Here is a 24907-nt window from a genome sequence, read left to right as displayed (position 1 = left end):
AGGTCGCCCTTTTTTATTGTCTGTTTTTTTATTTTACCCAGCCGTCAACCTGGGCGCGAAAACCACAGGCCTGCATAAACGCCGCCCGAATACGTTGATCGTCACTGCCGTCATCGGCAATCCACCAGTCGTTTAACGATGGATTCTGCTTCATCGTCTCTTCCAGCAAATACTGTCCTACGCCACGTCGCCGGGTAACATCTCTTACAGCCAAATGATGCACTTTGCCGTGAATACCTGAAATTTCAAGTTGTAATGCAGCCAGTAGACGATCGTTGAAGCGCGCCGCATAAAGACGATGGCTTTCATTCAACGCTGTCTCCAGCTTTTCTATATCGATCTCAGGCCAGATTTTCCCCAGATCTATCCGGTCCTGTAGCGTCAACGAGGTGAGACGCAAAATGGTGAGCTTCATAATAAACACCTGTGCGTGTAAAAGTCGTTAGTGTAGTCAATTCCCGTTACCGGAACCCTGGCACATTTTAGGCAATAAAACAGGTCAAAACAGCGACAGAGTGCCAGGATAATAGCTATAAACATGATATCCGCTTTTAAAGGCAGCATAACGCGCTGGCCTGGTGAGTAAAAGCCACGCATTGGCTCCAGAGGATTATGCTGCTTTTGGCTGCGAATCATGAATATGTCAGTTGCTTTACAGAATATACTTCCTGTTTAATAGACTGAAATATAAAGCCTTATTATTAATAAAAGCCAGAAAAGCGTGCTAACTCATTATTGTTAAATCAGTTTTCCACTTTATCTGGCAGAAAATAAAACCACTCACAACAAACACGACACAACTGATGGGGTAGTTCGCATGAAAATGACAGGTCGCGCGTTACTGGCTGGATGCGTTGCATTGGCGATGAGCCATGCGGCAATGGCGAAAGAGATTAAAATAGCTATCGTAGGCGCCGCTACTGGCCCAGTCGCGCAATACGGTGATATGGAATTTACCGGTGCTGCACAGGCGATTAAAGATATTAATGCCAAAGGCGGCGTGAACGGCGACAAACTGGTCGGTGTGGAATATGACGACGCCTGCGACCCAAAACAAGCGGTTGCGGTGGCGAACAAGGTGATCAACGACGGCATTAAGTATGTTATCGGCCACCTGTGCTCCTCCTCAACTCAGCCCGCTTCAGATATCTACAACGACGAAGGCGTGCTGATGATTACCCCCGCGGCCACGGCACCTGAACTCACGGCACGTGGCTATGCAGATGTGATGCGCACCACCGGTCTGGATTCTGACCAGGGCCCAACGGCGGCGAACTACATTCTGGATGTGATCAAACCTAAACGTATCGCTGTGGTGCATGACAAACAGCAGTATGGCCAGGGCCTCGCGGAATCCGTACAAAAAACCCTGAAGGCCAAAGGCGGCAACGTGGTGATGTTCGAAGGTATCACCGCGGGCGATAAAGATTTCTCTACGCTGGTTGCGCGTCTGAAGAAAGAGAACGTGGATTTCGTGTACTACGGTGGTTACTACCCGGAGCTGGGCCAGATTCTGCGCCAGGCGAAAGCGGCAGGCCTGAAAGCCGGCTTTATGGGACCAGAAGGTGTGGGTAACGCCTCGCTGTCTAACATCGCAGGCGACGCTTCTGAAGGGCTGTATGTAACCTTACCAAAACGTTACGACCAGCTGCCGCAGAACAAGGCGATTGTTGAAGCCATTAAAGCGAATACCGCGTCTAACCGCAAAGATCCAACCGGCCCCTTTGTCTGGACAACCTACGCGGCGATTCAGTCTCTGGTAACTGGTATTGAACGCAGTAAGAGCGATGAGCCAGATGCGATTGCGAAGAACCTGAAAACCGGCGCGCCTGTGCCGACAGTGATGGGTGACCTGAGCTGGGATCAGAAAGGCGATCTGAAAGGCTTCGAGTTTGGTGTCTTCAAATGGCACAAAGACGGTTCATCCACCGCGGTTAAATAAGGTCATGACGCTTCCCTGCAGCCTTTGCTCGGGGAAGCAGGCCAAAGCGATGCGCCCTGTGGGGCAATGCTTTCGCCTTGCTAACCCTCTCCTGCTGGCAGGAGAGGGGTTTTCTGGTTTCTGAGTAGGTCCTCATTATGTCCGAGCAGTTTCTCTATTTCATTCAGCAGATGTTCAACGGGGTCACCCTCGGGAGCACCTACGCGCTGATCGCCATTGGCTACACCATGGTTTACGGCATTATCGGCATGATCAACTTCGCCCACGGCGAGGTCTATATGATCGGCAGCTATGTCTCTTTTATGGTGATTGCTGCCCTGATGATGATGGGCATTGATACCTCATGGCTCATGATCGCCGCCGGCTTTGTGATGGCAGTGATTATTTCCAGCGCCTATGGCTGGAGCATTGAGCGCGTGGCTTACCGGCCGGTTCGCTCTTCCAAGCGCCTGATTGCGCTGATCTCCGCCATCGGAATGTCCATCTTCCTGCAAAACTACGTCAGCCTCACCCAGGGCTCGCGCGATCTTGCGTTGCCGAGCTTAATTACCGGCCAGTGGACGCTGGGAGAAAGCAATGGTTTCGCGGCCACGCTGTCGACGATGCAGCTGGTGATCTGGGTGGTGACGTTCCTGACCATGCTGGCGCTGACCCTGTTTATTCGCTATTCCCGCATGGGCCGCGCCTGCCGAGCCTGTGCTGAAGACCTGAAAATGGCCAGCCTGCTGGGCATTAATACGGATCGCGTCATTTCGCTGACCTTCGTGATTGGTGCCGCGATGGCGGCGGTGGCCGGTGTGCTGTTAGGCCAGTTTTATGGCTCCATCAACCCCTTTATCGGCTTCATGGCGGGCATGAAAGCCTTTACCGCAGCGGTGCTGGGCGGCATTGGCAGTATTCCCGGCGCGATGATTGGCGGTCTGGTGCTGGGCATTGCTGAAGCCCTGACCTCGGCCTATCTCTCCACGGAATATAAAGATGTGGTGTCGTTTGCCTTACTGATCGTGGTGCTGCTGGTGATGCCGACCGGCATTCTGGGCCGTCCGGAGGTAGAGAAAGTATGAAACGCCTTGGTCTGGTCAATGCGCTGATCTCTACGGTCATGTTGCTGGTTCTGGCTGCGTTCTTTATGGGAATGCGCCTCGATCTGAATGGTACGAAGCTACAGGTGGTCAATGCCGGTAGCGTGCGCTGGAACTGGATATTTATCGGTTGTGCGGTGGTGTTTCTGTTCCAGCTGCTGCGTCCGCTGCTTCAGGGCAAGCTGAAGCGCAGCAGTGGCGGTCTGGTGCTGCCTGGGTTTGATGGTTCCACGCCGAAGCAAAAACTTGTCATGGCGTTAATGATCGCTGCTGCCGTTATCTGGCCTTTTCTGGTCTCGCGCGGCAGCGTTGATATTGCGACGCTGACGCTCATCTACATCATGCTGGGCCTGGGGCTGAACGTGGTGGTTGGGCTATCGGGGCTGCTGGTTCTGGGCTATGGCGGCTTCTATGCCATCGGTGCCTATACCTTTGCTTTGCTCAATCATTACTATGGTTTCGGTTTCTGGCAGAGCCTGCCGCTGGCCGGATTAGTGGCCGCGGCCTTTGGCCTGCTGCTGGGGTTCCCGGTATTGCGGCTGCGCGGCGATTATCTGGCTATCGTGACGCTGGGCTTCGGCGAAATCGTCCGTATTCTGCTGCTTAACAATACCGCGATTACAGGGGGACCGAACGGTATTGCCCAGATTCCCAAACCCACTTTCTTCGGCCTGGAGTTCGGCCGCCGCGTCAGTGAAGGGGGATGGGGCACGTTTCACGAGGTCTTTGGCATGAAGTACGATCCCAGCGACAGGGTGATTTTCCTGTATCTGGTGGCGTTACTGTTAGTGGTGTTGACGCTGTTTGTGATTAACCGTCTGCTGCGTATGCCGCTTGGACGGGCCTGGGAAGCACTGCGTGAAGATGAGATTGCCTGTCGCTCGCTGGGCTTAAGCCCGACCCGTATCAAGCTGACTGCCTTTACTATCAGTGCGGCTTTTGCGGGGTTTGCCGGTACGCTGTTTGCCGCGCGCCAGGGATTTGTCAGTCCCGAATCCTTTACCTTCGTTGAATCCGCGTTTGTGCTGGCCATCGTGGTTCTGGGCGGAATGGGATCGCAGTTTGCGGTGATTCTGGCCGCCATTCTGCTGGTGGTGTCGCGTGAACTGATGCGCGACCTCAATGAGTACAGCATGCTGGTCCTCGGTGGGTTGATGGTGCTGATGATGATCTGGCGGCCGCAGGGTTTATTGCCGATGAAGCGTCCACACCTGAAACTCAGGCAGGGTAAACAAGGAGAGCAGGCATGAGTCAGCCTTTATTAGCCGTTGAAGGCCTGATGATGCGCTTCGGCGGTCTGTTAGCCGTAAACAACGTCAAACTGGAACTGCGTCCACAGGAAATCGTGTCGCTTATCGGTCCGAACGGAGCAGGCAAAACCACCGTGTTCAACTGCCTGACAGGTTTCTACAAGCCAACAGGCGGCAGCATTACCTTGCGTGACAAGAATCTGGCTGGTTTATCCGGGCAGAAGATCGCGCGCATGGGGATTGTCCGTACCTTTCAGCATGTGCGCCTGTTCCGCGAAATGACGGTGATAGAAAACCTGCTGGTCGCGCAGCACCAACATCTGAAAAGCGGGGTCTTTTCCGGCCTGATTAAAACGCCCGCCTTTCGCCGCAGTGAAGGCGAGGCGCTGGATCGTGCCGCCACCTGGCTCGAACGCGTCGGGTTGCTGGACATGGCCAACCGCCAGGCCGGTAATCTGGCCTACGGTCAGCAGCGCCGCCTGGAGATCGCCCGCTGCATGGTGACGCGTCCGGAGATTTTAATGCTGGATGAACCGGCCGCCGGGCTTAACCCCAAAGAAACGCACGAGCTTGATGAATTGATTGCCGAGTTACGTGGCGAACATAAGGTTTCCGTTTTATTGATTGAGCACGACATGAAACTGGTCATGGGCATTTCCGATCGTATCTATGTGGTTAATCAGGGAACGCCGCTGGCTAACGGCACGCCGGAAGAGATTCGTAACAATCCGGACGTGATCCGTGCCTATTTAGGAGAGGCGTAATATGGCCATGTTAACCATTGATAACGTCAGTGCGCATTACGGCAAAATTCAGGCCCTGCATGGCGTAAGCCTGCATATCGATCAGGGTGAGATCGTCACGCTGATTGGTGCCAACGGTGCCGGTAAAACCACGCTGCTGGGTACGCTGTGCGGCGAACCGCGTGCCACCAGCGGCACCATTACTTTTGATGGCAAAGCCATTACCGACTGGCAAACGGCGCGCATTATGCGTGAAGCCATTGCCATCGTGCCTGAAGGCCGTCGCGTATTTTCACGTATGACCGTGGAAGAGAATCTGGCGATGGGCGGTTTTTTTGCCAGTCGTCAGCAGTATCTGCAGCGCATCGAACGTGTTTACCAGCTGTTCCCGCGTCTGGCTGAGCGTAAAATTCAGCGGGCAGGCACGATGTCCGGTGGCGAACAGCAGATGCTGGCTATCGGCCGGGCACTGATGAGCCAGCCGCGCCTGTTGTTACTCGATGAGCCTTCTCTGGGCCTGGCGCCGATTATTATTCAGCAAATATTCGATACGATTGAGCAGTTACGCAGCGAAGGCATGACGATTTTCCTGGTCGAGCAAAACGCGAACCAGGCACTGAAACTGGCCGACAGGGGCTACGTACTGGAAAACGGTCACGTGGTGCTGGAGGACAGCGGTGAGGCATTGCTTTCTAACGAGGCCGTGCGCAGCGCGTATCTGGGCGCCTAGCTTTCTGGCCTGACGTTCCTGTCAGGCCAGGATCCGGCAGCGCCCCTCCTCGTACAGGTGTGGGCGCTGTTTCTCAGCGCTGCCTTAGCTGCATTCTTCTGCACTCGCTTATCGTCATCATGCATTAATCCCGCTTATCCCTGTCATCTTCTGACATTCTGCCGTCATTTTTCCGTCATCTGACTGTTATTTTTCCGTCATTTCCGCGTGTCATGTTACTTCGCGAGCAAAAAATGCGTGATAACGCGCGTACCTACCTGAACAGGAAAATTCTATGTCCGTTGTTACTTTTCGTCGTAGCCTGATGAGCGCACTGCTCGGTCTGGCGATCAGTGGTAATGCACTGGCCGTAACTGAGATCCCTTTCTGGCACTCAATGGAAGGCGAGTTAGGCAAAGAAGTTGACTCACTGGCACAACGTTTTAACCAGGAGCACCCCGACTACAAGATCGTCCCGGTGTATAAAGGGAACTACGAACAGAGTCTGGCGGCAGGTATCGCTGCGGTCCGCACAGGAAAAGCCCCTGCGCTGTTACAGGTTTATGAAGTGGGTACGGCAACCATGATGGCCTCCAAAGCCATCGTGCCGGTGTACCAGGTGTTTAAAGATGCTGGCATCCCAATGGATGAGAAGCAGTTTGTGCCTGCGGTCGCCGGTTACTACAGCAACGCACAAGGCCAGCTGATCTCTCAACCCTTTAACAGCTCTACGCCCGTGCTGTACTACAACAAAGACGCGTTTAAAAAAGCGGGCCTGAATCCGGACCAGCCGCCAAAAACCTGGCAGGAACTGGCAAAGGATGCCGACGCGCTGCGTAAGTCAGGCATGAGCTGCGGCTATGCCAGCGGCTGGCAGGGATGGATCCAGATTGAAAACTTCAGTGCCTGGAACGGTCTGCCGGTGGCGACCAAGAACAATGGTTTCGACGGCACTGATGCCGTGCTGGAGTTCAACAAGCCGGCACAGGTTCGTCATATCCAGCTACTGGAAGATATGAACAAGAAAGGTGACTTCACCTATTTTGGTCGTAAAGATGAATCGACCGCCAAGTTCTACAACGGGGATTGTGGTATGACGACGGCCTCATCCGGCTCGCTGGCCGACATCCGTCATTATGCCAAATTCAACTACGGCGTAGGCATGATGCCTTACGATGCGGATATCCCGAATGCGCCACAGAACGCGATTATCGGCGGTGCCAGCCTGTGGGTGATGAAGGGCAAAGATGCTAACACCTACAAAGGTGCAGCGGAATTCATGAAATTCCTCACCGAGCCAAAAATTGCGGCGGAATGGCATCAGAAAACCGGCTACCTGCCGATTACCACTGCGGCATATGAGCTGACGAAGAAAGAAGGCTTCTACGATAAAAACCCAGGCGCGGATATCGCCATTCGCCAGATGATGAACAAGCCACCATTGCCTTACACCAAAGGCATGCGTCTGGGGAATATGCCTCAGATCCGTACCATTCTGGATGAAGAGCTGGAAGGCGTCTGGACCGGCAAGCAGTCACCGCAGGCGGCACTGGATAACGCAGTGAAACGCGGTAACGAACTGCTGCGTCGTTTCGAGCAACAGAACAAGTAATCCGGTGTGCAGGCCAGCTCCGGCTGGCCTTTTTTCCCCAAAGTCAGAGAACGTTATGTCTCCATCTCGCCCGGTGTTTCGCAATCGCCTGTTACCCTATTTGCTGGTGCTCCCGCAGCTCCTGATCACCGCTATTTTCTTTGTCTGGCCAGCGGGTGAAGCGCTGTGGTATTCCCTGCAAAACCTGGATCCCTTCGGTATCTCCAGCACCTTTGTCGGGCTGGATAACTTCAAACGGCTGTTTTCCGATAGCCTCTATCTGGATACCTTCTGGACCACGATCAAGTTCAGCGGGATGGTGGCGTTTTTTGGCATGGTATCGTCTTTGCTCCTGGCGGCACTGGTGGACTATGTCGTGCGGCTGCGCAAGCTGTATCAGATGCTGCTGCTGTTGCCCTACGCCGTGGCGCCGGTTATTGCCGCGGTATTATGGATGTTTCTGTTCAGCCCCGGCCTGGGTTTACTCAGCTATCTGCTTAACCACATGGGCTATAACTGGAACTTTGCCCAAAACAGCGGTCAGGCTATGTTTCTGGTGGTGCTGGCCTCGGTGTGGCAACAGATGAGCTACAACTTCCTGTTCTTTTTTGCGGCATTACAGTCGATACCGAAATCGCTGGTCGAAGCCGCCGCCATTGATGGCGCGGGGCCGGTGCGCCGTTTCTTCTCGATTTCGCTCCCGTTGATCACGCCGGTAAGCTTCTTTCTGCTGGTGGTCAATCTGATCTATGCCTTCTTCGATACCTTCCCGGTGATTGATGCCGCGACAGGCGGTGGTCCGGTTCAGGCAACGACCACGCTTATCTATAAAATTTACCGGGAAGGCTTCACCGGCCTCGATCTCTCCTCTTCAGCCGCGCAGTCCGTGGTGTTAATGCTGCTGGTGATTGGCCTGACGGTCATTCAGTTCCGTTTTGTTGAGCGTAAGGTGCAATACCAATGATTGAAAACCGTCGCGGGCTGGACATATTCAGCCATGTGGTGCTGGTACTGGGCATCCTGACCATTCTGTTTCCGCTCTATGTCGCCTTTGTGGCGGCTACGCTGGATAACGACGCCGTGTATAACGTCCCGATGACGCTAATTCCTGGCACGCACCTGTGGGAAAACATTTCAAACATCTGGACGCGCGGGGTTAACGGCAACGGTCCGGCCTTTAGCGTGATGCTGATGAACAGCGTCATCATGGCGCTGGGTATTACGATTGGCAAAATCCTGGTGTCGATTCTGTCGGCCTTTGCGCTGGTGTGGTTTCGCTTTCCACTGCGTTCGCTGTTCTTTTGGATGATCTTTATTACCCTGATGCTGCCGGTTGAGGTGCGCATTTTCCCGACGGTGCAGGTTATCGCCGATCTTAATCTGCTGGACAGCTACAGCGGGCTGACCCTGCCCCTGATGGCCTCAGCTACCGCCACTTTTCTGTTTCGGCAGTTCTTTATGTCGCTACCGGATGAGTTAATCGAAGCGGCGCGCATTGACGGGGCCAGCGCGATGCGTTTTTTCTGGGACATCGTGCTGCCGCTGTCGAAAACTAACCTGGCGGCGCTGTTCGTGATCACCTTTATCTATGGCTGGAACCAGTATCTCTGGCCGCTGTTAATCATTGATAACGCTAACCTGGGCACTGCCGTGGCCGGCATTAAAAGCATGATCTCCACCAGCGGTTCGCCGACCCAGTGGAACGAAGTGATGGCGGCAATGTTGTTAACCCTGATTCCACCGGTGGTGGTGGTATTTGTTATGCAGCGCGCCTTTGTGCGTGGTCTGGTTGAGAGCGAGAAATAAAGATGGCAGGCGTAACCCTTCAGGCGGTGACCAAGTCTTACGACGGTAAAAATCAGATCATCCAACCGCTCAACGTCACGATCAACGACGGCGAGTTTATGGTGATGGTGGGCCCTTCGGGCTGTGGCAAATCGACGCTGTTGCGTATGGTCGCCGGACTGGAGCGGGTGACCTCTGGCGATATCTATATTGCCGATAAACGTGTCACTCACGAAGAGCCAAAAGACCGCGGCATTGCCATGGTGTTCCAAAACTATGCGCTCTATCCCCATATGTCCGTCGAAGAGAACATGGCTTACGGCCTGAAAATCCGCGGCATGAGTAAAGAACATGTTCGTCAACGTGTGCTGGAAGCCGCACGGAGCCTGGAGCTGGATCACCTGCTGACGCGCCGTCCGCGTGAGTTATCGGGTGGGCAGCGCCAGCGCGTGGCCATGGGCCGCGCTATCGTGCGTGAGCCTGCCGTGTTTCTGTTTGATGAGCCCCTCTCTAATCTGGATGCCCGCCTGCGTGTCCAGATGCGCCTGGAGCTTCAGCAGCTGCACCGTCGTCTGCAAACCACCAGCCTGTACGTGACGCACGATCAGGTCGAGGCGATGACGCTGGCACAGCGCGTCATGGTCATGAACAAAGGCATACTGGAGCAGATCGGCACGCCGGTAGAGGTCTATGAACGGCCCGCCAGCCAGTTTGTCGCGTCTTTTATGGGCTCACCAGCCATGAATCTGATCCATGGCAATATCAGCCAGGAGGGGACGCGCTTTACGATTGATGCCTCCCACGGGATAGCCATTGGCGAGGGAAAAGCAAAGTGGGCCAACCGTCCCGTCGTCCTTGGCGTACGACCAGAACATATTCAGATCAGCAGCCAGGCGCAGGGCGGAATTCCGTTCCGGGTGGAAACCCTGGAAATGCTCGGGGCGGATAATCTGGCGCATGGCCGCATCGGTGAGGCACGTTTAGTGGTACGCTTGCCCCACAGCGAGCGCCCTGAAGCAGGCAGTACCTTATGGCTGCATCTGCCCGTGGGGTCGCTACATTTCTTCGATTCAACGCACGGGAAACGTCTGGAATGAGCAAAAAACAGTGGCCTTATCCGCCCATCGTCGCCCATCGGGGCGGAGGAAAGCTGGCACCGGAAAATACACTTGCGGCAATTGATACGGGCGCCAGATATGGTCACCTGATGATTGAATTCGACGCCAAACTGTCGGCCGATGCGCATATTTTCCTGCTGCATGACGATACGTTAGATCGTACCAGCAACGGTTGGGGCGTAGCGGGTGAACTGCCCTGGGACAAGCTGTCGCAGCTGGATGCGGGCGGCTGGTTTAGCGATGTGTTTCAGGGGGAAAAGCTGGCCCGGCTGGATGAGGTCGCCGCGCGCTGTCGCCAGCATGGCATGATGGCCAATATCGAAATTAAACCTACAACAGGAACGGATGCAGAAACCGGGCGCGCCATTGCCCAGGCAGCCGCCGCGCTGTGGCAGGGACAAACGCTGCCATTGCTGTCATCATTTTCCTTTGAGGCGCTGGAAGCCGCGATGCAGGCTGAACCTCAGCTACCGCGTGGGCTGTTATCCCATAGCTGGGACACCGCGTGGAAAGCGAAAACCCGCGCGCTCGACTGCACCTCCATTCATCTCAATCATAAGGTGTTAACCGAGGCGCGGGTGGCAGAACTGAAAGAGGCCGATCTGCATATTCTGGTTTATACCGTAAACAGCCCTGACCGGGCCAGAACGCTGTTGAAATGGGGCGTTGATGCCATCTGTACGGACAGCATCGACATCATCGGCCCCGATTTCCGCTAATACTGACTCTGTTGATTCTGCTGCTGGCCCGGCTGCGATTTAATCACTCGCTGCTGGGCACTGTCTCGTTGTTCCTGCAGTTTACGCTGTAAATCCTGATTCTGACGCTGCTGATCCTGTTGCAGTTTGTTCTGTTGTTGCTGCGACTGGTTGAGCATCTGCGTTTGCATGCGCTGCTGGCTAGGGTTATAGCCGGGTTGATTAGGATTGTTTGTGTTATTCAGCATGTTCGCCATGCCGCTTAACGGCAGCAGGGCGGCAAAAACCATAAGCCACTTTTTCATTTTTATCCTCCAGTAAACGACCGGGTGCTGTGTGTGCGTGCCCAAATCGGGTCACGAGGTCGTTATCGTCATTCTATGCACGGGTTCAGATTCCTGCTCCAGGAGTGCACTGAATTTGCGTTAATTCTTGATATTCGACTGTGTTTGTAGTCAGTTACATAAAGAATAAAGAAATGTAAATAAAAGTGGAGAGTGGAAACAACATGATGATGCAAGGCAAACTGCGCCAGCTGGGCTGGTCATTATTGATGAGTTTTACTGTTGTGACCGGGGCGGGTGCCGCGCCGGTTCAGGCACCGCCCGTCTCTTATGGTATCGACAGCGATACGTTTCATCCGGTTAAGGCGCATAACGGTATGGTGGCCTCAGTGGATGCGCTGGCAACCCAGGTCGGCGTTGATATCCTGCGCCAGGGCGGTAACGCCGTGGATGCCGCCGTTGCGGTGGGCTTTGCGCTGGCGGTCACGCATCCGCAGGCGGGCAACCTGGGCGGTGGGGGCTTTATGCTGCTGCGCACGGCATCAGGACAGACCACGGCCATCGATTTCCGTGAAATGGCCCCGGCGGCGGCTTCACGCGATATGTTCCTGGATAAGCAGGGAAATGCCGATAGCAAGCTTTCCCTCACTTCGCACCTGGCCTCAGGTACGCCCGGCACCGTGGCGGGTTTTGCTTTAGCCGTCAATAAATATGGCACGCTGCCGCTCAGCAAGCTGCTGGCGCCTGCTATTAAACTGGCGCGTGACGGTTTTGTCGTCAACGATGCGCTGGCGGATGACCTGAAAACCTACGGTAAGGAAGTGCTGATCACGCATCCCAATAGCAAAGCCATTTTCTATAAGCCCGATGGCACGCCGTGGCAGAAGGGCGACCGTCTGGTGCAAAAAAATCTGGCCCACAGCTTACAGCTGATTGCGCAGCAAGGCCCGGATGCCTTCTATAAAGGGAAAATTGCCGATCAAATCGCTGCCGAAATGGCCCAGCATGGCGGGTTAATTAATAAAGCCGATTTAGCAGCCTATCATGCGGTTGAACGTAAGCCCGTCAGCGGCACCTATCGTGGTTATGAGGTGTTTTCCATGCCACCGCCTTCATCGGGCGGCATTCATATCGTGCAGATCCTGAATATCCTGGAAAATTTTGATTTGGGCAAAATGGGCTTCGGCAGCGCGGACGCGATGCAGGTCATGGCGGAAGCGGAGAAGTATGCTTACGCGGACCGTTCCGAATATCTGGGCGATCCGGATTTCGTTAAGGTGCCCTGGCAGGCGCTGACCAGCAAAGCCTATGCGAAGTCACTGGCGCAGCAGATTGATATTGCCAAAGCCCGCCCGTCCAGCGAGATCAAGCCGGGTAAACTGGCCCCTTACGAAAGTAATCAAACTACTCACTTCTCCGTGGTGGACAAAAGTGGCAATGCGGTCGCTGTCACCTACACGCTTAACACCTACTTCGGCAGCGGTATCGTCGCCGGTAACAGCGGCATTCTGATGAATAACCAGATGGATGATTTCTCTGCCAAGCCGGGCACGCCGAATGTTTACGGGTTAGTCGGCGGCGAAGCCAATGCCGTGCAGGCCGGGAAGCGTCCGCTGTCTTCGATGTCACCGACTATCGTGGTGAAAGACGGCAAGACCTGGCTGGTAACGGGTAGCCCGGGCGGCAGCCGCATTATCACCACGGTATTGCAGATGGTGGTGAACAGTATTGATTACGGGATGAACGTGGCAGAGGCGACCAACGCGCCGCGCTTCCATCATCAGTGGCTGCCCGATCAGCTGCGTGTTGAAAAGGGATTCAGTCCGGATACCTTGCGGTTACTGGAGGCCAAAGGCCAGCATGTGAAAGTGCTGCCGTCGATGGGCAGTACCCAAAGTATTATGATTGGGCCTGACGGTACGCTGTATGGCGCGTCCGATCCACGCACCGTAGATGACCTGAGCGCAGGTTACTGATGAAAACGGGCAGCCCTTTGGCTGCCCGTAATCTTATGTTTTCAGCCTCGCCATATAATGTGTATCGATCAAGGCACCCTCACGCATGGCGAAGCCTTGCGCGGTGCCTTCAATTCGGAAGCCGAACTTGTGATACAGCGCTATCGCGTTGTCATTGTCGGCAAACACCGTGAGTTCAATGCGCGTAACCTGTAGCCAGTTGTCGCAGAGATCGATCATCGCGGCCATCAGGGCGCTGCCAATCCCGCGACGATGAAACGCCGGATCGACGCCCATCCCCAGGCTGGCACAATGCCGTCGCCGTGCGGCCGTCATTCCCTCAAGCGTAAGTTGCCCAACGACCTGCTCACCGAGACAGGCAACGAGCATATAAACGCCCGCGCGCGGGTTGGCGAGTTTCTGCTCCCACAGCGAGGGGGAAGGATAAGGCAGGTGCAGGGTAGCCGCCTGCGTTTCGGGCTGGCTGTAAAGACGCGTTAATGCGGATGCGTCAGAAGGGATAGCATGACGAATGGTTACCGTGTTCATAGCGCTTATCCTTGTTGGCAGGGTGATAACCCTTTCAACTTCAAGGTATTTACGCATGACGTCAATAAAAGAATGTGCAAAAAGACTTTACAGATGCGAATGATAATGATTATTATTGTCATGCTTTCTCGCGTGTCATCGACACGGTAGAACGCACGACATTGCTCACATTGCTTCCAGTATTATTTAGCCAGCCGGGTGCTGGCTTTTTTTTTGCTACCTCTTCCCGCCAGGCCTCCTTCAGCCCCTTTCAACAACCCGTGATTTAATGTTCATAATTTTTGAACAGAGAGGTGAAGTTTTTCAGCTATCAATCTTTTACGCCGGATACCACACTATAAAAAACAGTGAGGAGATTTGAACATGATCTATTTACGTAAAGCTGAAGAACGCGGTCACGCGAATCACGGTTGGCTGGACAGCTGGCATACCTTTTCCTTTGCCAACTATTACGATGCCAATTTTATGGGCTTTTCGGCGTTACGCGTCATTAACGAAGACGTGATCGATCCGGGTCAGGGCTTTGGTACGCATCCCCATAAAGACATGGAAATTCTGACCTATGTGCTGTCAGGTACCGTTGAACATCAGGACAGCATGGGGAATAAAGAACAGATACCGGCAGGCGAATTCCAGATTATGAGTGCCGGTACGGGCGTGCGTCATTCAGAATATAACGCCAGCCAAACCGAACCCCTGCACCTCTACCAAATCTGGATTATTCCAGAAAGTACAGGGATAGAGCCGCGCTACGCTCAGCGCCGTTTTCCCGACGTACAGGGACGCCAGTATATTCTGACGCCTGATGCCCGTGACGGATCGCTCAAAGTCTGGCAGGACATGACGTTGTCGCGCTGGGTATTTGCGGCGGGCGACAGCGACAGCGTGGTACCCGACGCGGGCCGCCGTATCTGGATCCAGGTGGTGAAGGGCCAGGTCAAGGTAAACGGTCAGCCAGCGACAAACAGCGATGCTTTTGCCATCTGGGACGAAAGCAGCCTGGTGCTCGAAGCAGACAGCGCCGCGGAAGTCCTGCTGTTTGATCTGCCGCCGGTATAAGCCTGTTGGGGCGGGCATATCTCGCCCCACTGGCAATCTGGCTGCAAAAAAGTGATAGACTCGTCGTAACTTGCTTTCAGGGCTATCCAGGCGCTTACGATGAAGAAGAAAAGACCGGTTTTACAGGACGTTGCCGATCGTATCGGTATCACCAAAATGACTGTCAGTCGTTATCTGCGTAATCCCGAGCAGGTGTCCGTTGCGCTGGGGAAAAAGATTGCCGTGGCGCTGGACGAACTGGGATACATACCGAATCGTGCCCCGGATATGCTGTCGAATGCGACCAGCCGCGCCATTGGCGTGTTGCTGCCTTCCCTGACCAATCAGGTTTTTGCCGACGTACTGCGTGGCATTGAAGCCGTCACCGATGAGGCCGGTTATCAGACGCTGGTGGCGCACTTTGGCTATAACCCGGAAAAAGAAGAGCGTCAGCTACGGTCGTTGCTGGGCTGGAACATCGACGGCGTTATCCTGACGGAACGCACCCACACGCCCGGCACGTTGCGCATGCTGGAAGTGGCGGGGATTCCGGTCATTGAAATGATGGACAGCGTTACCCCTTGTCTTGATATGGCGGTCGGCTTTGACAATGTCGAGGCGGCCCGGCAGATGACGCTGGCCATCATCAATAAAGGTCATCGGCACACCGTTTATCTGGGCGCGCGTCTGGATGAGCGAACGCTGCAAAAACAGCGCGGTTATGAAGCCGCCATGCGCGAGGCCGGATTAACTCCGCGCAGCGTGATGATGGAAGAAGCCTCCTCGTTTAGCGCAGGCGGCGATCTGCTGCGTGAAGCGCAGCGCCGTTATCCTCAGACAGACAGCCTGTTCTGTACCAATGACGATCTGGCGGTCGGCGCGATGTTTGAGTGTCAGCGACAGGGACTCAAGGTGCCTTCCCAAATGGCGATTGCCGGTTTCCACGGCCATGATATTAGCCAGGTTGTCACGCCGCAGCTGGCAACGGTACTCACCCCGCGCGACCGAATGGGACGTGAGTCTGCTGCATTATTACTGGCGCGTATCGCCGGGGAACACAGCGTTACACCACCGCTGGATATCGGTTTTGAGATTCTGGAAGGTGGCAGTATCTGATTAACGCGATTTTATGAAGCAGCTCACACTTTAACGCTTTGGGATGTAAAAAGGTTGCCAGCATGGAATGCCACCAGGACAATGTGCTCCACCATTGTTATCGGTAACATGGCAGACTGACTGAACTTGCCGGAGTAAAAAATGACCACGCAATCTTCGCCACATCACGTTTTTATTCTGATGGGTGTTTCAGGCAGCGGTAAATCCGTTGTCGCTAACCAGGTTTCTCACCAGTTGAACACCGCGTTTCTCGACGGTGATTTTCTTCATCCGCGTGCCAATATCCTGAAAATGGCAGAAGGCCATCCACTGGATGATAACGATCGTCTGCCCTGGTTACAGGCTCTGAACGACGCGGCTTTCGCGATGCAACGCACCCAGGCCATTTCCATCATCGTCTGTTCAGCCCTGAAAAAGCATTACCGCGATATTCTTCGTCAGGGCAATGACAACCTGCGTTTTGTGTATCTGAAAGGGAATTTCGATACCATCGAAGCCCGTCTGAAGGCGCGTAAAGGCCACTTCTTCAAGCCGCAAATGCTGGTGACGCAGTTTGCCACCCTGGAAGAGCCGGGCAGTGATGAAAAAGATGTGCTGGTCGTGGATATCGCGAACCCGCTGGATGAGGTTGTGGCGGCGACGGTTGCGACCATCAAGGACGCCATTAATCAAGGCTAGGCCATGAATACCGCAACACTTATTTTAACCGCAGCAGGCTCTGTCCTGCTGCTGCTCTTTCTGGTGATGAAAGCCCGCATGCATGCCTTTCTTGCCTTGATGCTGGTTTCAGTCGGGGCCGGGCTGTTATCCGGTATGCCACTGGATAACATCGCCGAAACCATGCAGAAAGGCATGGGCGGCACGCTGGGCTTTCTGGCAATTGTGGTGGCGCTGGGCGCGATGTTCGGCAAGATCCTGCATGAAACCGGTGCCGTTGACCAAATTGCGATTCGCATGCTCAAGACCTTTGGCGAAAACCGCGCCCACTTTGCCATGGGAATCGCCGGGCTAATCTGCGCCTTACCGCTCTTCTTTGAAGTTGCCGTGGTACTGCTTATCAGCATTGCTTTCGCCGTCGCCCGACGCACGGGGGATAATCTGGTGAAGCTGGTGATACCGCTGTTTGCCGGAGTGGCGGCCGCCGCGGCCTTTCTGCTGCCGGGGCCTGCGCCCATGTTGCTGGCGTCTCAGATGCATGCAGATTTTGGCTGGATGATTTTAATCGGCCTGTGCGCTGCGCTGCCGGGCATGCTGATTGCCGGGCCGCTGTTTGGTAATTTTATCGCCAGACGCGTTTCGTTCAGCGCGCCTCCTGAAGATCATCAGCCGGATATTGATGAAAACAAGCTGCCCTCTTTTGGTTTTAGCCTGGCGTTAATCCTGTTTCCTCTCGTGCTGGTCGGGTTAAAAACCATTGGCGCACGCTTCACCACGGAAGGCACCGCGCTTTATCAATGGCTGGAATTTATCGGCCATCCTTTTATCGCCATTCTGCTGGCCTGCCTGGTGGCTATTTACGGCCTGGCTTATCGTCAGGGCATGGAAAAAGAGAAAGTGATGCAGATCTGCGGCAGCGCACTGCAGCCAGCGGGCATTATTTTGCTGGTGATTGGTGCGGGCGGCGTCTTTAAACAGGTACTGGTCGATTCCGGCGTAGGGCCTGTGTTGGGAAATGCCCTGACCGGTGCCGGGCTGCCCGTTGCGCTGGCCTGTTTTATTCTGTCTGGGGCGGTCCGGGTGATTCAGGGATCGGCCACGGTCGCCTGTTTGACGACAGTGGGACTGATCATGCCTGTGATTGAGCCACTGCATTATAACGGCGCGCAGCTGGCGGCCTTGTCCATCTGTATCGGTGGCGGTTCCATTATTATCAGCCATGTTAACGATGCAGGTTTCTGGTTGTTTGGGCGATTTACCGGCGCCACGGAAGGGGAAACCTTAAAGACGTGGACATTGATGGAGACCATTTTGGGCACCGTCGGTGCCGTAGTCGGCATGATCGCCTTTACGCTGCTTTCCTGATGCGTTGTAACCGGGCAGGGCTGCCCGGTTACAATCGACCATGGTTACAACTTCAGATACACGCGAATCCCGTCTAAGAACATCTGCGTTGCCAGCATAATCAGTATCAATCCCATCAGACGTTCCAGCGCATTAACGCCCTTATCGCCCAGCAGCCGAAGAAACAGGCCTGACAACAGCAGAATCATGACCGTTACGCCCCAGGCAATGAGCAGGGCACCCACCAGATGCGACATTTGATTGGGATACTGATGCGACAGCAGCATCAGGGTCGCCAGCAATGACGGCCCGGCCACCAGGGGAATCGCCAGCGGCACCAGAAAAGGCTCTTCTCCCGCCGGTAAGCCCGTGCTACTGCTTTCAGGTGACGGGAAAATCATTTTGATGGCGATTAAAAACAGGATGACGCCACCAGATATGGACACGGTTTCGGTACGCAGGTTGAGAAAGGCCAGAATTCGCTCGCCGGTAAACAAAAACAGCAACATGATGATGAGCGCAATCAGCATTTCACGAATAAGCACGACTCGCCGACGTTTCGGTTCCAGATGCTTTAAAACCGACATAAAAATCGGCAAATTGCCTAAGGGATCCATTATTAACAACAATAATATTGTTGCCGAGATCATTTCAGTCATTCGTTTTACGTCTTCTCGTTATAGATAAAGTCAGGTTATTAGCGGTGTTGCTGAAAAAGTTGGCCTGATTACATTAATTCACTTGCCAGAAAAGCTGCATTTTGTAGAGTAAATCATCACAGGCAGATCTGATTATTACGCAGAGTGGCGTGAGAGTACCACGACACTTTTCCCTTCGATAAGAAAGTCAGGTGTTTATCATCCTGAAACGGACATGACATGAAGAATGTAGGTTTAGTTGGTTGGCGCGGTATGGTTGGCTCAGTGCTGATGTCCCGCATGAGCGAAGAACGGGATTTTGATGTGATCAATCCGGTCTTCTTCTCCACCTCGCAGCACGGTGAAGCGGCCCCGACGTTTGCAGGCAAGCAGCAGGGTACGTTGCAGGATGCCTTTGATATTGAGGCGTTGAACGCGCTGGATATCATTATCACCTGTCAGGGTGGTGACTACACCTCTGAGATCTATCCAAAACTGCGCGCCAGCGGCTGGAATGGCTACTGGATCGATGCGGCGTCAACGCTGCGTATGAAAGACGATGCCATCATTATTCTCGATCCGGTTAACCATCAGGTTATTCGTCAGGGCATCGACAGCGGCGTAAAAACCTTTGTTGGCGGTAACTGCACCGTCAGCCTGATGTTAATGTCGCTAGGCGGTCTGTTTGCACAGGATTTGGTGGAATGGGCCTCAGTGGCAACCTATCAGGCTGCATCCGGCGGCGGCGCGCGTCATATGCGCGAACTGCTGACGCAGATGGGCATGTTGCACGATCACGTGGCGACTTCTCTGCAAAACCCGGCTTCGGCGATTCTGGATATTGAGCGAAGCGTAACGGATTTCACCCGCTCTGGTACGCTGCCAACGGATAACTTTGGCGTGCCGTTGGCGGGCAGCCTGATTCCGTGGATCGACAAGCAACTCGAAAACGGTCAGAGCCGCGAAGAGTGGAAAGGTCAGGCCGAAACTAACAAAATTCTGGCGACCCCGCGCGTCATTCCGGTTGACGGGCTGTGCGTCCGCGTGGGCGCGCTGCGCTGCCACAGCCAGGCCTTTACGCTTAAGCTTAAAAAAGACCTGCCGCTGGCGGAAATTGAGCAACTGCTGGCTTCCCACAATGAATGGGTGAAAGTGGTGCCTAACGATCGTGAACTCACCCTGCGTGAACTCACCCCAGCCGCCGTGACCGGTACGCTGAATACACCGGTAGGACGTCTCCGCAAGTTGAATATGGGGCCAGAATATCTTTCTGCCTTTACTGTCGGCGATCAGCTCCTTTGGGGCGCTGCCGAGCCGCTGCGTCGCATGTTGCGTTTGCTCATCGACTAAATCTGAAAGCATCAAAAGACCGGACTTGTCCGGTCTTATTCCCACAATTCACTGCAAATTGTTCTACTGTTACGATCGCTAAGTGATCCGCTTCCCCTTTTTGCCTGTCCAGAAATAAATTTTTGCTTATCTGCTCTTATAACCGCTGTCATCAAGCTATGATTTAACAAGGGTGCGCCGCGAGTTAACTGTTTTACTTTATTAACTAAATGGTTGTTGTAGATGGGAAAGACATTTTTTCGAGGAACGTACTGGCACTGTTTTTCACCGATGTCCATCCAACCGATGAGGCGGATAAATCATATCTGACTGGCAGCGCTTAACCCGCGATGCTGGCGGCTTCGCTCTGCGTTAAAACCCGGCTGCGCCTGAGATACGCGGTGCAGCAGCGGGGCGGTAAAACGTCCTCCTCCCGGCCGGTCTTTCCGAAAAAAAGAACGGCTTAAGCGGAATGGCGGGCTCTTAGCGAAAAGTGGCCGGTTTTTATTAAATAAGATGAAACGCGAATCTGTTATACATTAATATAATTTAATTTTTTGCGGGGCGGTTCGCAAAAATAAAAGGCGGGTGTTCTCTCTTAAAAACGGCCTTACATCAGATGATGTAGGTGATGACTGCCTTTTTTAGCCAGGGCCGGCTTGCACGTGAAAGTAAAAGTTATTTAATGTCTGGAGGCTTGCCGGATGGGCATCTGGCGGTACTACGGGCTTTGCATTGAGCAGACAGGCTTGATGCTAACTGGTTGTGATTTAAGGAGGCGCGTGGTGAGGAGCGTTTCGTTTTGACACCCACGCCGCTGTACTCATGGCTCAATGAAGAGCAGCGCAACAGACCTGCGATAACACGACGTCGTGGTCTTTTCGCCTGCCAACTATCACAGGAAGAAAGTCATGTCAGAGCTACCCGATCGCCAGGCGATCAATGCCCTTTTTGCGGGTAATTATTCCGACCCCTTTTCACTGCTGGGGATGCATAAAACCGAAAATGGTCTTGAAGTGCGTGCGCTGCTTCCGGAAGCCCTGGAAGTCTGGGTCATTGAAACCTCAACAGGACGCAAACTGGTCCAACTGAAGTGTGATGATTCTCGTGGTTTTTTCAGTGGCGTCGTTCCTCGTCGTAAAAATCCGTTTCGCTATCAACTGGCGGTTAACTGGCACGGCCAGCAGAACCTCATTGATGATGCCTACCGCTTTGGCCCTTTGTTGCAAGAGATGGACTTGTGGCTGCTGGCAGAAGGCACGCACCTGCGGCCCTATGAAACGCTGGGCGCCCACGGCGACGTCATTGATGGTGTGATTGGTACGCGTTTTTGTGTCTGGGCACCTAACGCACGCCGCGTATCGGTTGTCGGTGATTTCAACTTTTGGGACGGCCGTCGTCATCCGATGCGTCTGCGTCAGGAAATGGGCGTCTGGGAGCTGTTTGTTCCTGGCGCTGTTAACGGGCAACTCTATAAATTTGAAATCATCGATGCCCATGGACAGCTCCGTATCAAGGCCGATCCTTTAGCGTTTGAAGCACAAATGCGTCCGCAAACCGCATCAATGATTTGCGGCCTGCCCGAAAAAGTGGAGATGTCGGCCTCACGCAAGGCGGCAAATGAGTTTGATAAACCCATCTCTATCTACGAAGTGCATCTGGGATCGTGGCGTCGCCATACTGATGACAACTTCTGGCTCAGTTACAAAGAGCTGGCTGAGCAGCTGGTGCCTTACGTTAAAGAGATGGGGTTTACCCATATCGAGCTGCTGCCCATTAACGAACATCCGTTTGACGGCAGTTGGGGTTATCAGCCGCTCGGTATGTATGCGCCCACCCGCCGTTTCGGTACCCGTGATGATTTCCGCTACTTTATCGACAGCGCCCATGCGGCAGGGCTGAATGTGTTACTGGACTGGGTGCCAGGCCATTTCCCGAGCGATGATTTTGGTCTGGCAAAGTTTGATGGCACCGAACTGTATGAGCACAGCGATCCGCGTGAAGGTTACCATCAGGACTGGAATACGCTGATTTACAACTTTGGCCGTCGGGAAGTCAGTAACTTCCTGGCAGGCAATGCACTGTACTGGATGGAGCGCTTCGGTATTGATGGCCTGCGTGTCGATGCGGTGGCTTCAATGATCTATCGTGATTACAGCCGCGCCGAAGGCGAGTGGATCCCCAATCAATACGGTGGTCGCGAAAATCTCGAAGCCATTAATTTCCTGCGCTATACCAACCGTACTTTGGGACATGTCGCCCCAGGTTCAGTGACGATGGCTGAAGAGTCCACAGACTATCCTGGTGTTTCACGACCGCCTGAAGGTGGCGGCCTGGGGTTCTGGTACAAATGGAACCTGGGCTGGATGCATGACACGCTGGACTATATGAAACTCGACCCGGTACATCGCCGCTACCATCATAATCTGATGAGCTTTGGCATCATGTACAACTACAGCGAAAACTTCGTCCTGCCGCTGTCGCACGATGAAGTGGTGCACGGAAAACGCTCTATTCTTGATCGCATGCCGGGAGATGCCTGGCAAAAATTCGCTAACCTGCGTGCCTACTACGGCTGGATGTGGGCGTTTCCGGGTAAGAAGCTGTTATTCATGGGCAACGAATTTGCGCAGGGCAAAGAGTGGAATCACGATGTCAGCCTTGACTGGCACCTGCTTGAAGGTGAGGACAACTGGCATCACGGCGTTCAGCGTCTGGTGCGCGATCTGAACCATACCTATCAGCATTACACCTCCCTGCATCAGCTTGATTTCGATCCATCGGGGTTTGAGTGGCTGGTTGTTGATGATGCAGAGCATTCCGTCTTTGCGTTTGTACGTCGCGACCGCGATGGCAATGAAGTGATTATTGTCAGCAACTTTACCCCTGTCCCGCGTCCGGGCTATCGCTTCGGCGTGAACCAGGCGGGCAGCTGGCGCGAAGTGCTTAATACCGACCAGCATGAATACCACGGCAGCGACGTGCGCAATCATCTGGTGCACACCGATCAGCAGGAAAGTCATGGCCGCCCGCAATCGCTGAGCCTGAATTTACCGCCACTGGCGACGGTATGGTTCGTGCGGGAGGGGGAATGATATTACGTGCCGGACATCCCCAACCGCTGGGTGCCAGCTACGATGGGAAAGGGGTCAATTTTACGCTGTTTTCCCATCACGCTGAGCGTGTTGAACTGTGCCTGTTCGATGAGAACGGCCTTGAGCAGCGCGTTGAACTCACTGAGCGAAGCGGCGATATCTGGCACGGCTATCTGCCCGGACTCAAGCCCGGACAGCGTTATGGCTATCGGGTACACGGGCCGTGGGCGCCCCAGCAGGGGCACTTTTTTAATCCTGCCAAACTGTTAATCGATCCCTGCGCCAGAGCAGTGCAGGGCGATGTCCCCGACGATCCGCGCTTTCACTGCGGGTATGGCGAGCCTGATGGTCGTGATAACGCCGCCCTCGCTCCCAAGAGCATTGTCGTGACGGACGATTTCGACTGGCAAGGGGATGTGCCGCCGCGCACGTCGTGGGGCGATAGCGTCATTTACGAAGCGCATGTCCGCGGTCTGACGCAGCTGCATCCCGGCATTCCCGAACCCCTGCGCGGCACCTATGCTGCTCTGGGCCATCCGGTGATGGTGGATTACCTGCTGAAAATGGGCATCACCGCCATTGAGCTCCTGCCCATTGCGCAGTTCGCCAGCGAGCCTCGCCTGCTGCGCCTGGGACTGACTAACTACTGGGGTTATAACCCCTTTGCCCTCTGGGCTGTCGATCCCCGCTATGCATCGGGTCAGGATGGCCTGTCTCCTCTGCAAGAGTTTCAGCAGGCGGTAAAGCGTCTGCACGCTGCCGGGATTGAGGTGTTGCTGGATGTGGTGTTTAACCACACGGCGGAACTGGATGACACCGGACCGACGCTTTCCTTTCGCGGCATTGATAACGCCAGCTATTACTGGCTGGACGAACAGGGCGATTATCACAACTGGACCGGCTGCGGCAATACCCTGAACCTCAACCATCCGCAGGTAATGAACTGGACGCTGGAGGCGCTGCGCTACTGGGTGCGCGTCTGTCACGTCGATGGTTTCCGCTTTGATCTTGCGCCGGTGCTGGGTCGCGAACCGGATTATCACCGCGATGCGGCTCTGTTTGAGGCCATCCGCGCCTGTCCGATACTGTCAAAAGTCAAACTGATCGCCGAGCCCTGGGATATCGGTCCAGGTGGTTATCAGGTAGGCAATTTTCCTGCGCCCTTTGCAGAATGGAACGATCAATTTCGCGATACGACCCGGCGCGCATGGCTGCATGGTGACGTCAGCCTGGGGGAATTTGCCTGCCGGTTTGCCGCGTCAAGCGACCTTTTTCAGCATGACGATCGCAGGCCGCACGCGACCATCAATCTGATTACCGCTCACGATGGTTTTACCCTACGCGACCTCGTGAGTTTCAACAATAAACATAACGAAGTTAACGGTGAAGAAAACCGTGACGGGCACGGTAACAACTATAGCCACAATCATGGTACAGAAGGTCTGGAGAGCAGTGCGGAGGTGGCGCAGCGCCGGCGCCGCAGCATGCAAGGGCTGCTGACCACGCTGCTGCTTTCTCAGGGAACGCCCATGCTGCTGGCGGGAGACGAACGGGGTCAAAGTCAGCAGGGCAATAACAATGCGTATTGCCAGGACAATCCTCTGAGCTGGCTCAACTGGCACGATGACGAAAAAGCGCTGGTCGATTTTACGGCGTCGCTGATTCAACTGCGCAAGCGAATTCCTGCACTCACAGCAGATCGCTGGTGGCAGAACGATGACGGCAATGTCCAGTGGCTGGACGCCCAGGGTAATCCCGTAGATGAAGCTGGCTGGAAGCAGGGCATGTGTAGCCTGCAGATTCTGCTTTCAGACCGCTGGTTAATAACAATAAATGCGACAGATTCGATATGTGATATCGCCTTACCAGACGGAGAATGGCACGTCCTTCCTCCTTTCACCGGGGAATGTCACCCCATCCGGTTAACTGTCTGGCATGGTCCCGCACACGCTGTGTGTGTGTTCCAAAAGCAATGATAAGGAGT

23 protein-coding genes are annotated in these 24907 nt (G+C 54.4%); 19 read left to right on the top strand and 4 right to left on the bottom strand.

What is annotated here, in order from left to right:
• Positions 1–28: 28 nt before the first annotated feature.
• Positions 29–415: an aspartate 1-decarboxylase autocleavage activator PanM gene (panM, locus tag NYE92_RS13430; RefSeq protein WP_014604831.1), complete on the bottom strand. Its 387-nt coding sequence runs from the start codon at positions 413–415 to the stop codon at positions 29–31.
• A 402-nt stretch (positions 416–817) separates the two neighbouring features.
• Between panM and NYE92_RS13425 the strand changes: the two genes are divergently transcribed.
• From NYE92_RS13425 to ugpQ, 10 genes are all read left to right on the top strand, one after another.
• Positions 818–1942 (top strand): branched-chain amino acid ABC transporter substrate-binding protein, encoded by a 1125-nt coding sequence (locus NYE92_RS13425; RefSeq protein WP_013027557.1) that lies wholly within the window; start codon positions 818–820, stop codon positions 1940–1942.
• A 137-nt stretch (positions 1943–2079) separates the two neighbouring features.
• Positions 2080–3006, top strand: a complete 927-nt coding sequence (gene livH, locus NYE92_RS13420) for a high-affinity branched-chain amino acid ABC transporter permease LivH (RefSeq protein ID WP_014594805.1) — start codon at positions 2080–2082, stop codon at positions 3004–3006.
• A complete protein-coding gene (locus tag NYE92_RS13415; protein ID WP_013027555.1) occupies positions 3003–4274 on the top strand; it encodes a high-affinity branched-chain amino acid ABC transporter permease LivM in 1272 nt (423 codons plus the stop codon). The genes livH and NYE92_RS13415 overlap by 4 nt, the downstream gene beginning before the upstream one ends.
• Positions 4271–5038: a high-affinity branched-chain amino acid ABC transporter ATP-binding protein LivG gene (gene livG, locus NYE92_RS13410; protein ID WP_013027554.1), complete on the top strand. Its 768-nt coding sequence runs from the start codon at positions 4271–4273 to the stop codon at positions 5036–5038. Before NYE92_RS13415 ends, livG begins: the two co-directional genes overlap by 4 nt.
• Before the next feature lies 1 nt (position 5039).
• Complete coding sequence (gene livF, locus NYE92_RS13405) at positions 5040–5747, top strand: high-affinity branched-chain amino acid ABC transporter ATP-binding protein LivF (protein WP_013027553.1); 708 nt, start codon at positions 5040–5042, stop codon at positions 5745–5747.
• 274 nt (positions 5748–6021) lie between these two features.
• Positions 6022–7338: a sn-glycerol-3-phosphate ABC transporter substrate-binding protein UgpB gene (gene ugpB / locus NYE92_RS13400; protein ID WP_013027552.1), complete on the top strand. Its 1317-nt coding sequence runs from the start codon at positions 6022–6024 to the stop codon at positions 7336–7338.
• 55 nt (positions 7339–7393) lie between these two features.
• Positions 7394–8281 carry a sn-glycerol-3-phosphate ABC transporter permease UgpA gene (gene ugpA / locus NYE92_RS13395; RefSeq protein WP_014594803.1) on the top strand — a complete coding sequence of 296 codons (888 nt, stop codon included), beginning with the start codon at positions 7394–7396 and terminating at the stop codon, positions 8279–8281.
• Positions 8278–9123 (top strand): sn-glycerol-3-phosphate ABC transporter permease UgpE, encoded by an 846-nt coding sequence (gene ugpE, locus NYE92_RS13390; protein ID WP_013027550.1) that lies wholly within the window; start codon positions 8278–8280, stop codon positions 9121–9123. Before ugpA ends, ugpE begins: the two co-directional genes overlap by 4 nt.
• 2 nt (positions 9124–9125) lie before the next feature.
• Positions 9126–10199, top strand: a complete 1074-nt coding sequence (locus NYE92_RS13385) for a sn-glycerol-3-phosphate import ATP-binding protein UgpC (RefSeq protein WP_013027549.1) — start codon at positions 9126–9128, stop codon at positions 10197–10199.
• Positions 10196–10939: a glycerophosphodiester phosphodiesterase gene (ugpQ, locus tag NYE92_RS13380; protein ID WP_014594802.1), complete on the top strand. Its 744-nt coding sequence runs from the start codon at positions 10196–10198 to the stop codon at positions 10937–10939. The genes NYE92_RS13385 and ugpQ overlap by 4 nt, the downstream gene beginning before the upstream one ends.
• Here ugpQ and NYE92_RS13375 read toward each other — a convergent pair.
• Complete coding sequence (locus NYE92_RS13375) at positions 10936–11223, bottom strand: DUF2756 domain-containing protein (protein ID WP_014604833.1); 288 nt, start codon at positions 11221–11223, stop codon at positions 10936–10938. The two genes, ugpQ and NYE92_RS13375, sit on opposite strands and share 4 nt — an antisense overlap.
• A gap of 203 nt (positions 11224–11426) precedes the next feature.
• On the opposite strand from NYE92_RS13375, the gene ggt reads away from it, so the two are divergent.
• Positions 11427–13178, top strand: coding sequence for a gamma-glutamyltransferase (gene ggt / locus NYE92_RS13370; protein ID WP_014604834.1), 1752 nt, complete (start codon positions 11427–11429; stop codon positions 13176–13178).
• Positions 13179–13211: 33 nt separating this feature from the next.
• Here ggt and NYE92_RS13365 read toward each other — a convergent pair whose 3' ends face one another.
• Positions 13212–13706 (bottom strand): GNAT family N-acetyltransferase, encoded by a 495-nt coding sequence (locus tag NYE92_RS13365; protein ID WP_014604835.1) that lies wholly within the window; start codon positions 13704–13706, stop codon positions 13212–13214.
• A gap of 74 nt (positions 13707–13780) precedes the next feature.
• Between NYE92_RS13365 and NYE92_RS13360 the strand changes: the two genes are divergently transcribed.
• From NYE92_RS13360 to gntU, 5 genes are all read left to right on the top strand, one after another.
• Positions 13781–13975 (top strand): hypothetical protein, encoded by a 195-nt coding sequence (locus tag NYE92_RS13360; protein WP_104932978.1) that lies wholly within the window; start codon positions 13781–13783, stop codon positions 13973–13975.
• Positions 13976–14069: 94 nt separating this feature from the next.
• Positions 14070–14765 (top strand): pirin family protein, encoded by a 696-nt coding sequence (locus NYE92_RS13355; RefSeq protein ID WP_014594800.1) that lies wholly within the window; start codon positions 14070–14072, stop codon positions 14763–14765.
• A 99-nt stretch (positions 14766–14864) separates the two neighbouring features.
• Complete coding sequence (gene gntR, locus NYE92_RS13350) at positions 14865–15860, top strand: gluconate operon transcriptional repressor GntR (protein ID WP_013027543.1); 996 nt, start codon at positions 14865–14867, stop codon at positions 15858–15860.
• A 141-nt stretch (positions 15861–16001) separates the two neighbouring features.
• Positions 16002–16538 carry a gluconokinase gene (gene gntK, locus NYE92_RS13345; protein WP_078829321.1) on the top strand — a complete coding sequence of 179 codons (537 nt, stop codon included), beginning with the start codon at positions 16002–16004 and terminating at the stop codon, positions 16536–16538.
• Between the two features lie 3 nt (positions 16539–16541).
• Positions 16542–17882 carry a gluconate transporter gene (gene gntU, locus NYE92_RS13340; protein ID WP_013027541.1) on the top strand — a complete coding sequence of 447 codons (1341 nt, stop codon included), beginning with the start codon at positions 16542–16544 and terminating at the stop codon, positions 17880–17882.
• Positions 17883–17926: 44 nt separating this feature from the next.
• Here gntU and NYE92_RS13335 read toward each other — a convergent pair whose 3' ends face one another.
• Entirely contained in the window at positions 17927–18520 is a 594-nt protein-coding gene (locus NYE92_RS13335; protein WP_006121032.1) for a YhgN family NAAT transporter, read from the bottom strand.
• Between the two features lie 219 nt (positions 18521–18739).
• On the opposite strand from NYE92_RS13335, the gene asd reads away from it, so the two are divergent.
• From asd to glgX, 3 genes are all read left to right on the top strand, one after another.
• Complete coding sequence (gene asd / locus NYE92_RS13330) at positions 18740–19849, top strand: aspartate-semialdehyde dehydrogenase (RefSeq protein WP_013027540.1); 1110 nt, start codon at positions 18740–18742, stop codon at positions 19847–19849.
• A gap of 890 nt (positions 19850–20739) precedes the next feature.
• On the top strand, positions 20740–22923 hold the full coding sequence (glgB, locus tag NYE92_RS13325; protein WP_015699381.1) for a 1,4-alpha-glucan branching enzyme: 2184 nt from the start codon (positions 20740–20742) through the stop codon (positions 22921–22923).
• Entirely contained in the window at positions 22920–24899 is a 1980-nt protein-coding gene (gene glgX / locus NYE92_RS13320) for a glycogen debranching protein GlgX (RefSeq protein ID WP_167310104.1), read from the top strand. The genes glgB and glgX overlap by 4 nt, the downstream gene beginning before the upstream one ends.
• Positions 24900–24907: the final 8 nt, after the last annotated feature.

Source organism: Pantoea sp. B566, assembly GCF_024793925.1.
Classification (GTDB): domain Bacteria; phylum Pseudomonadota; class Gammaproteobacteria; order Enterobacterales; family Enterobacteriaceae; genus Pantoea; species Pantoea ananatis.
The sequence above is the reverse complement of the archived record's forward strand: the minus strand, read 5'-3'. Positions and strand labels throughout refer to the sequence as shown.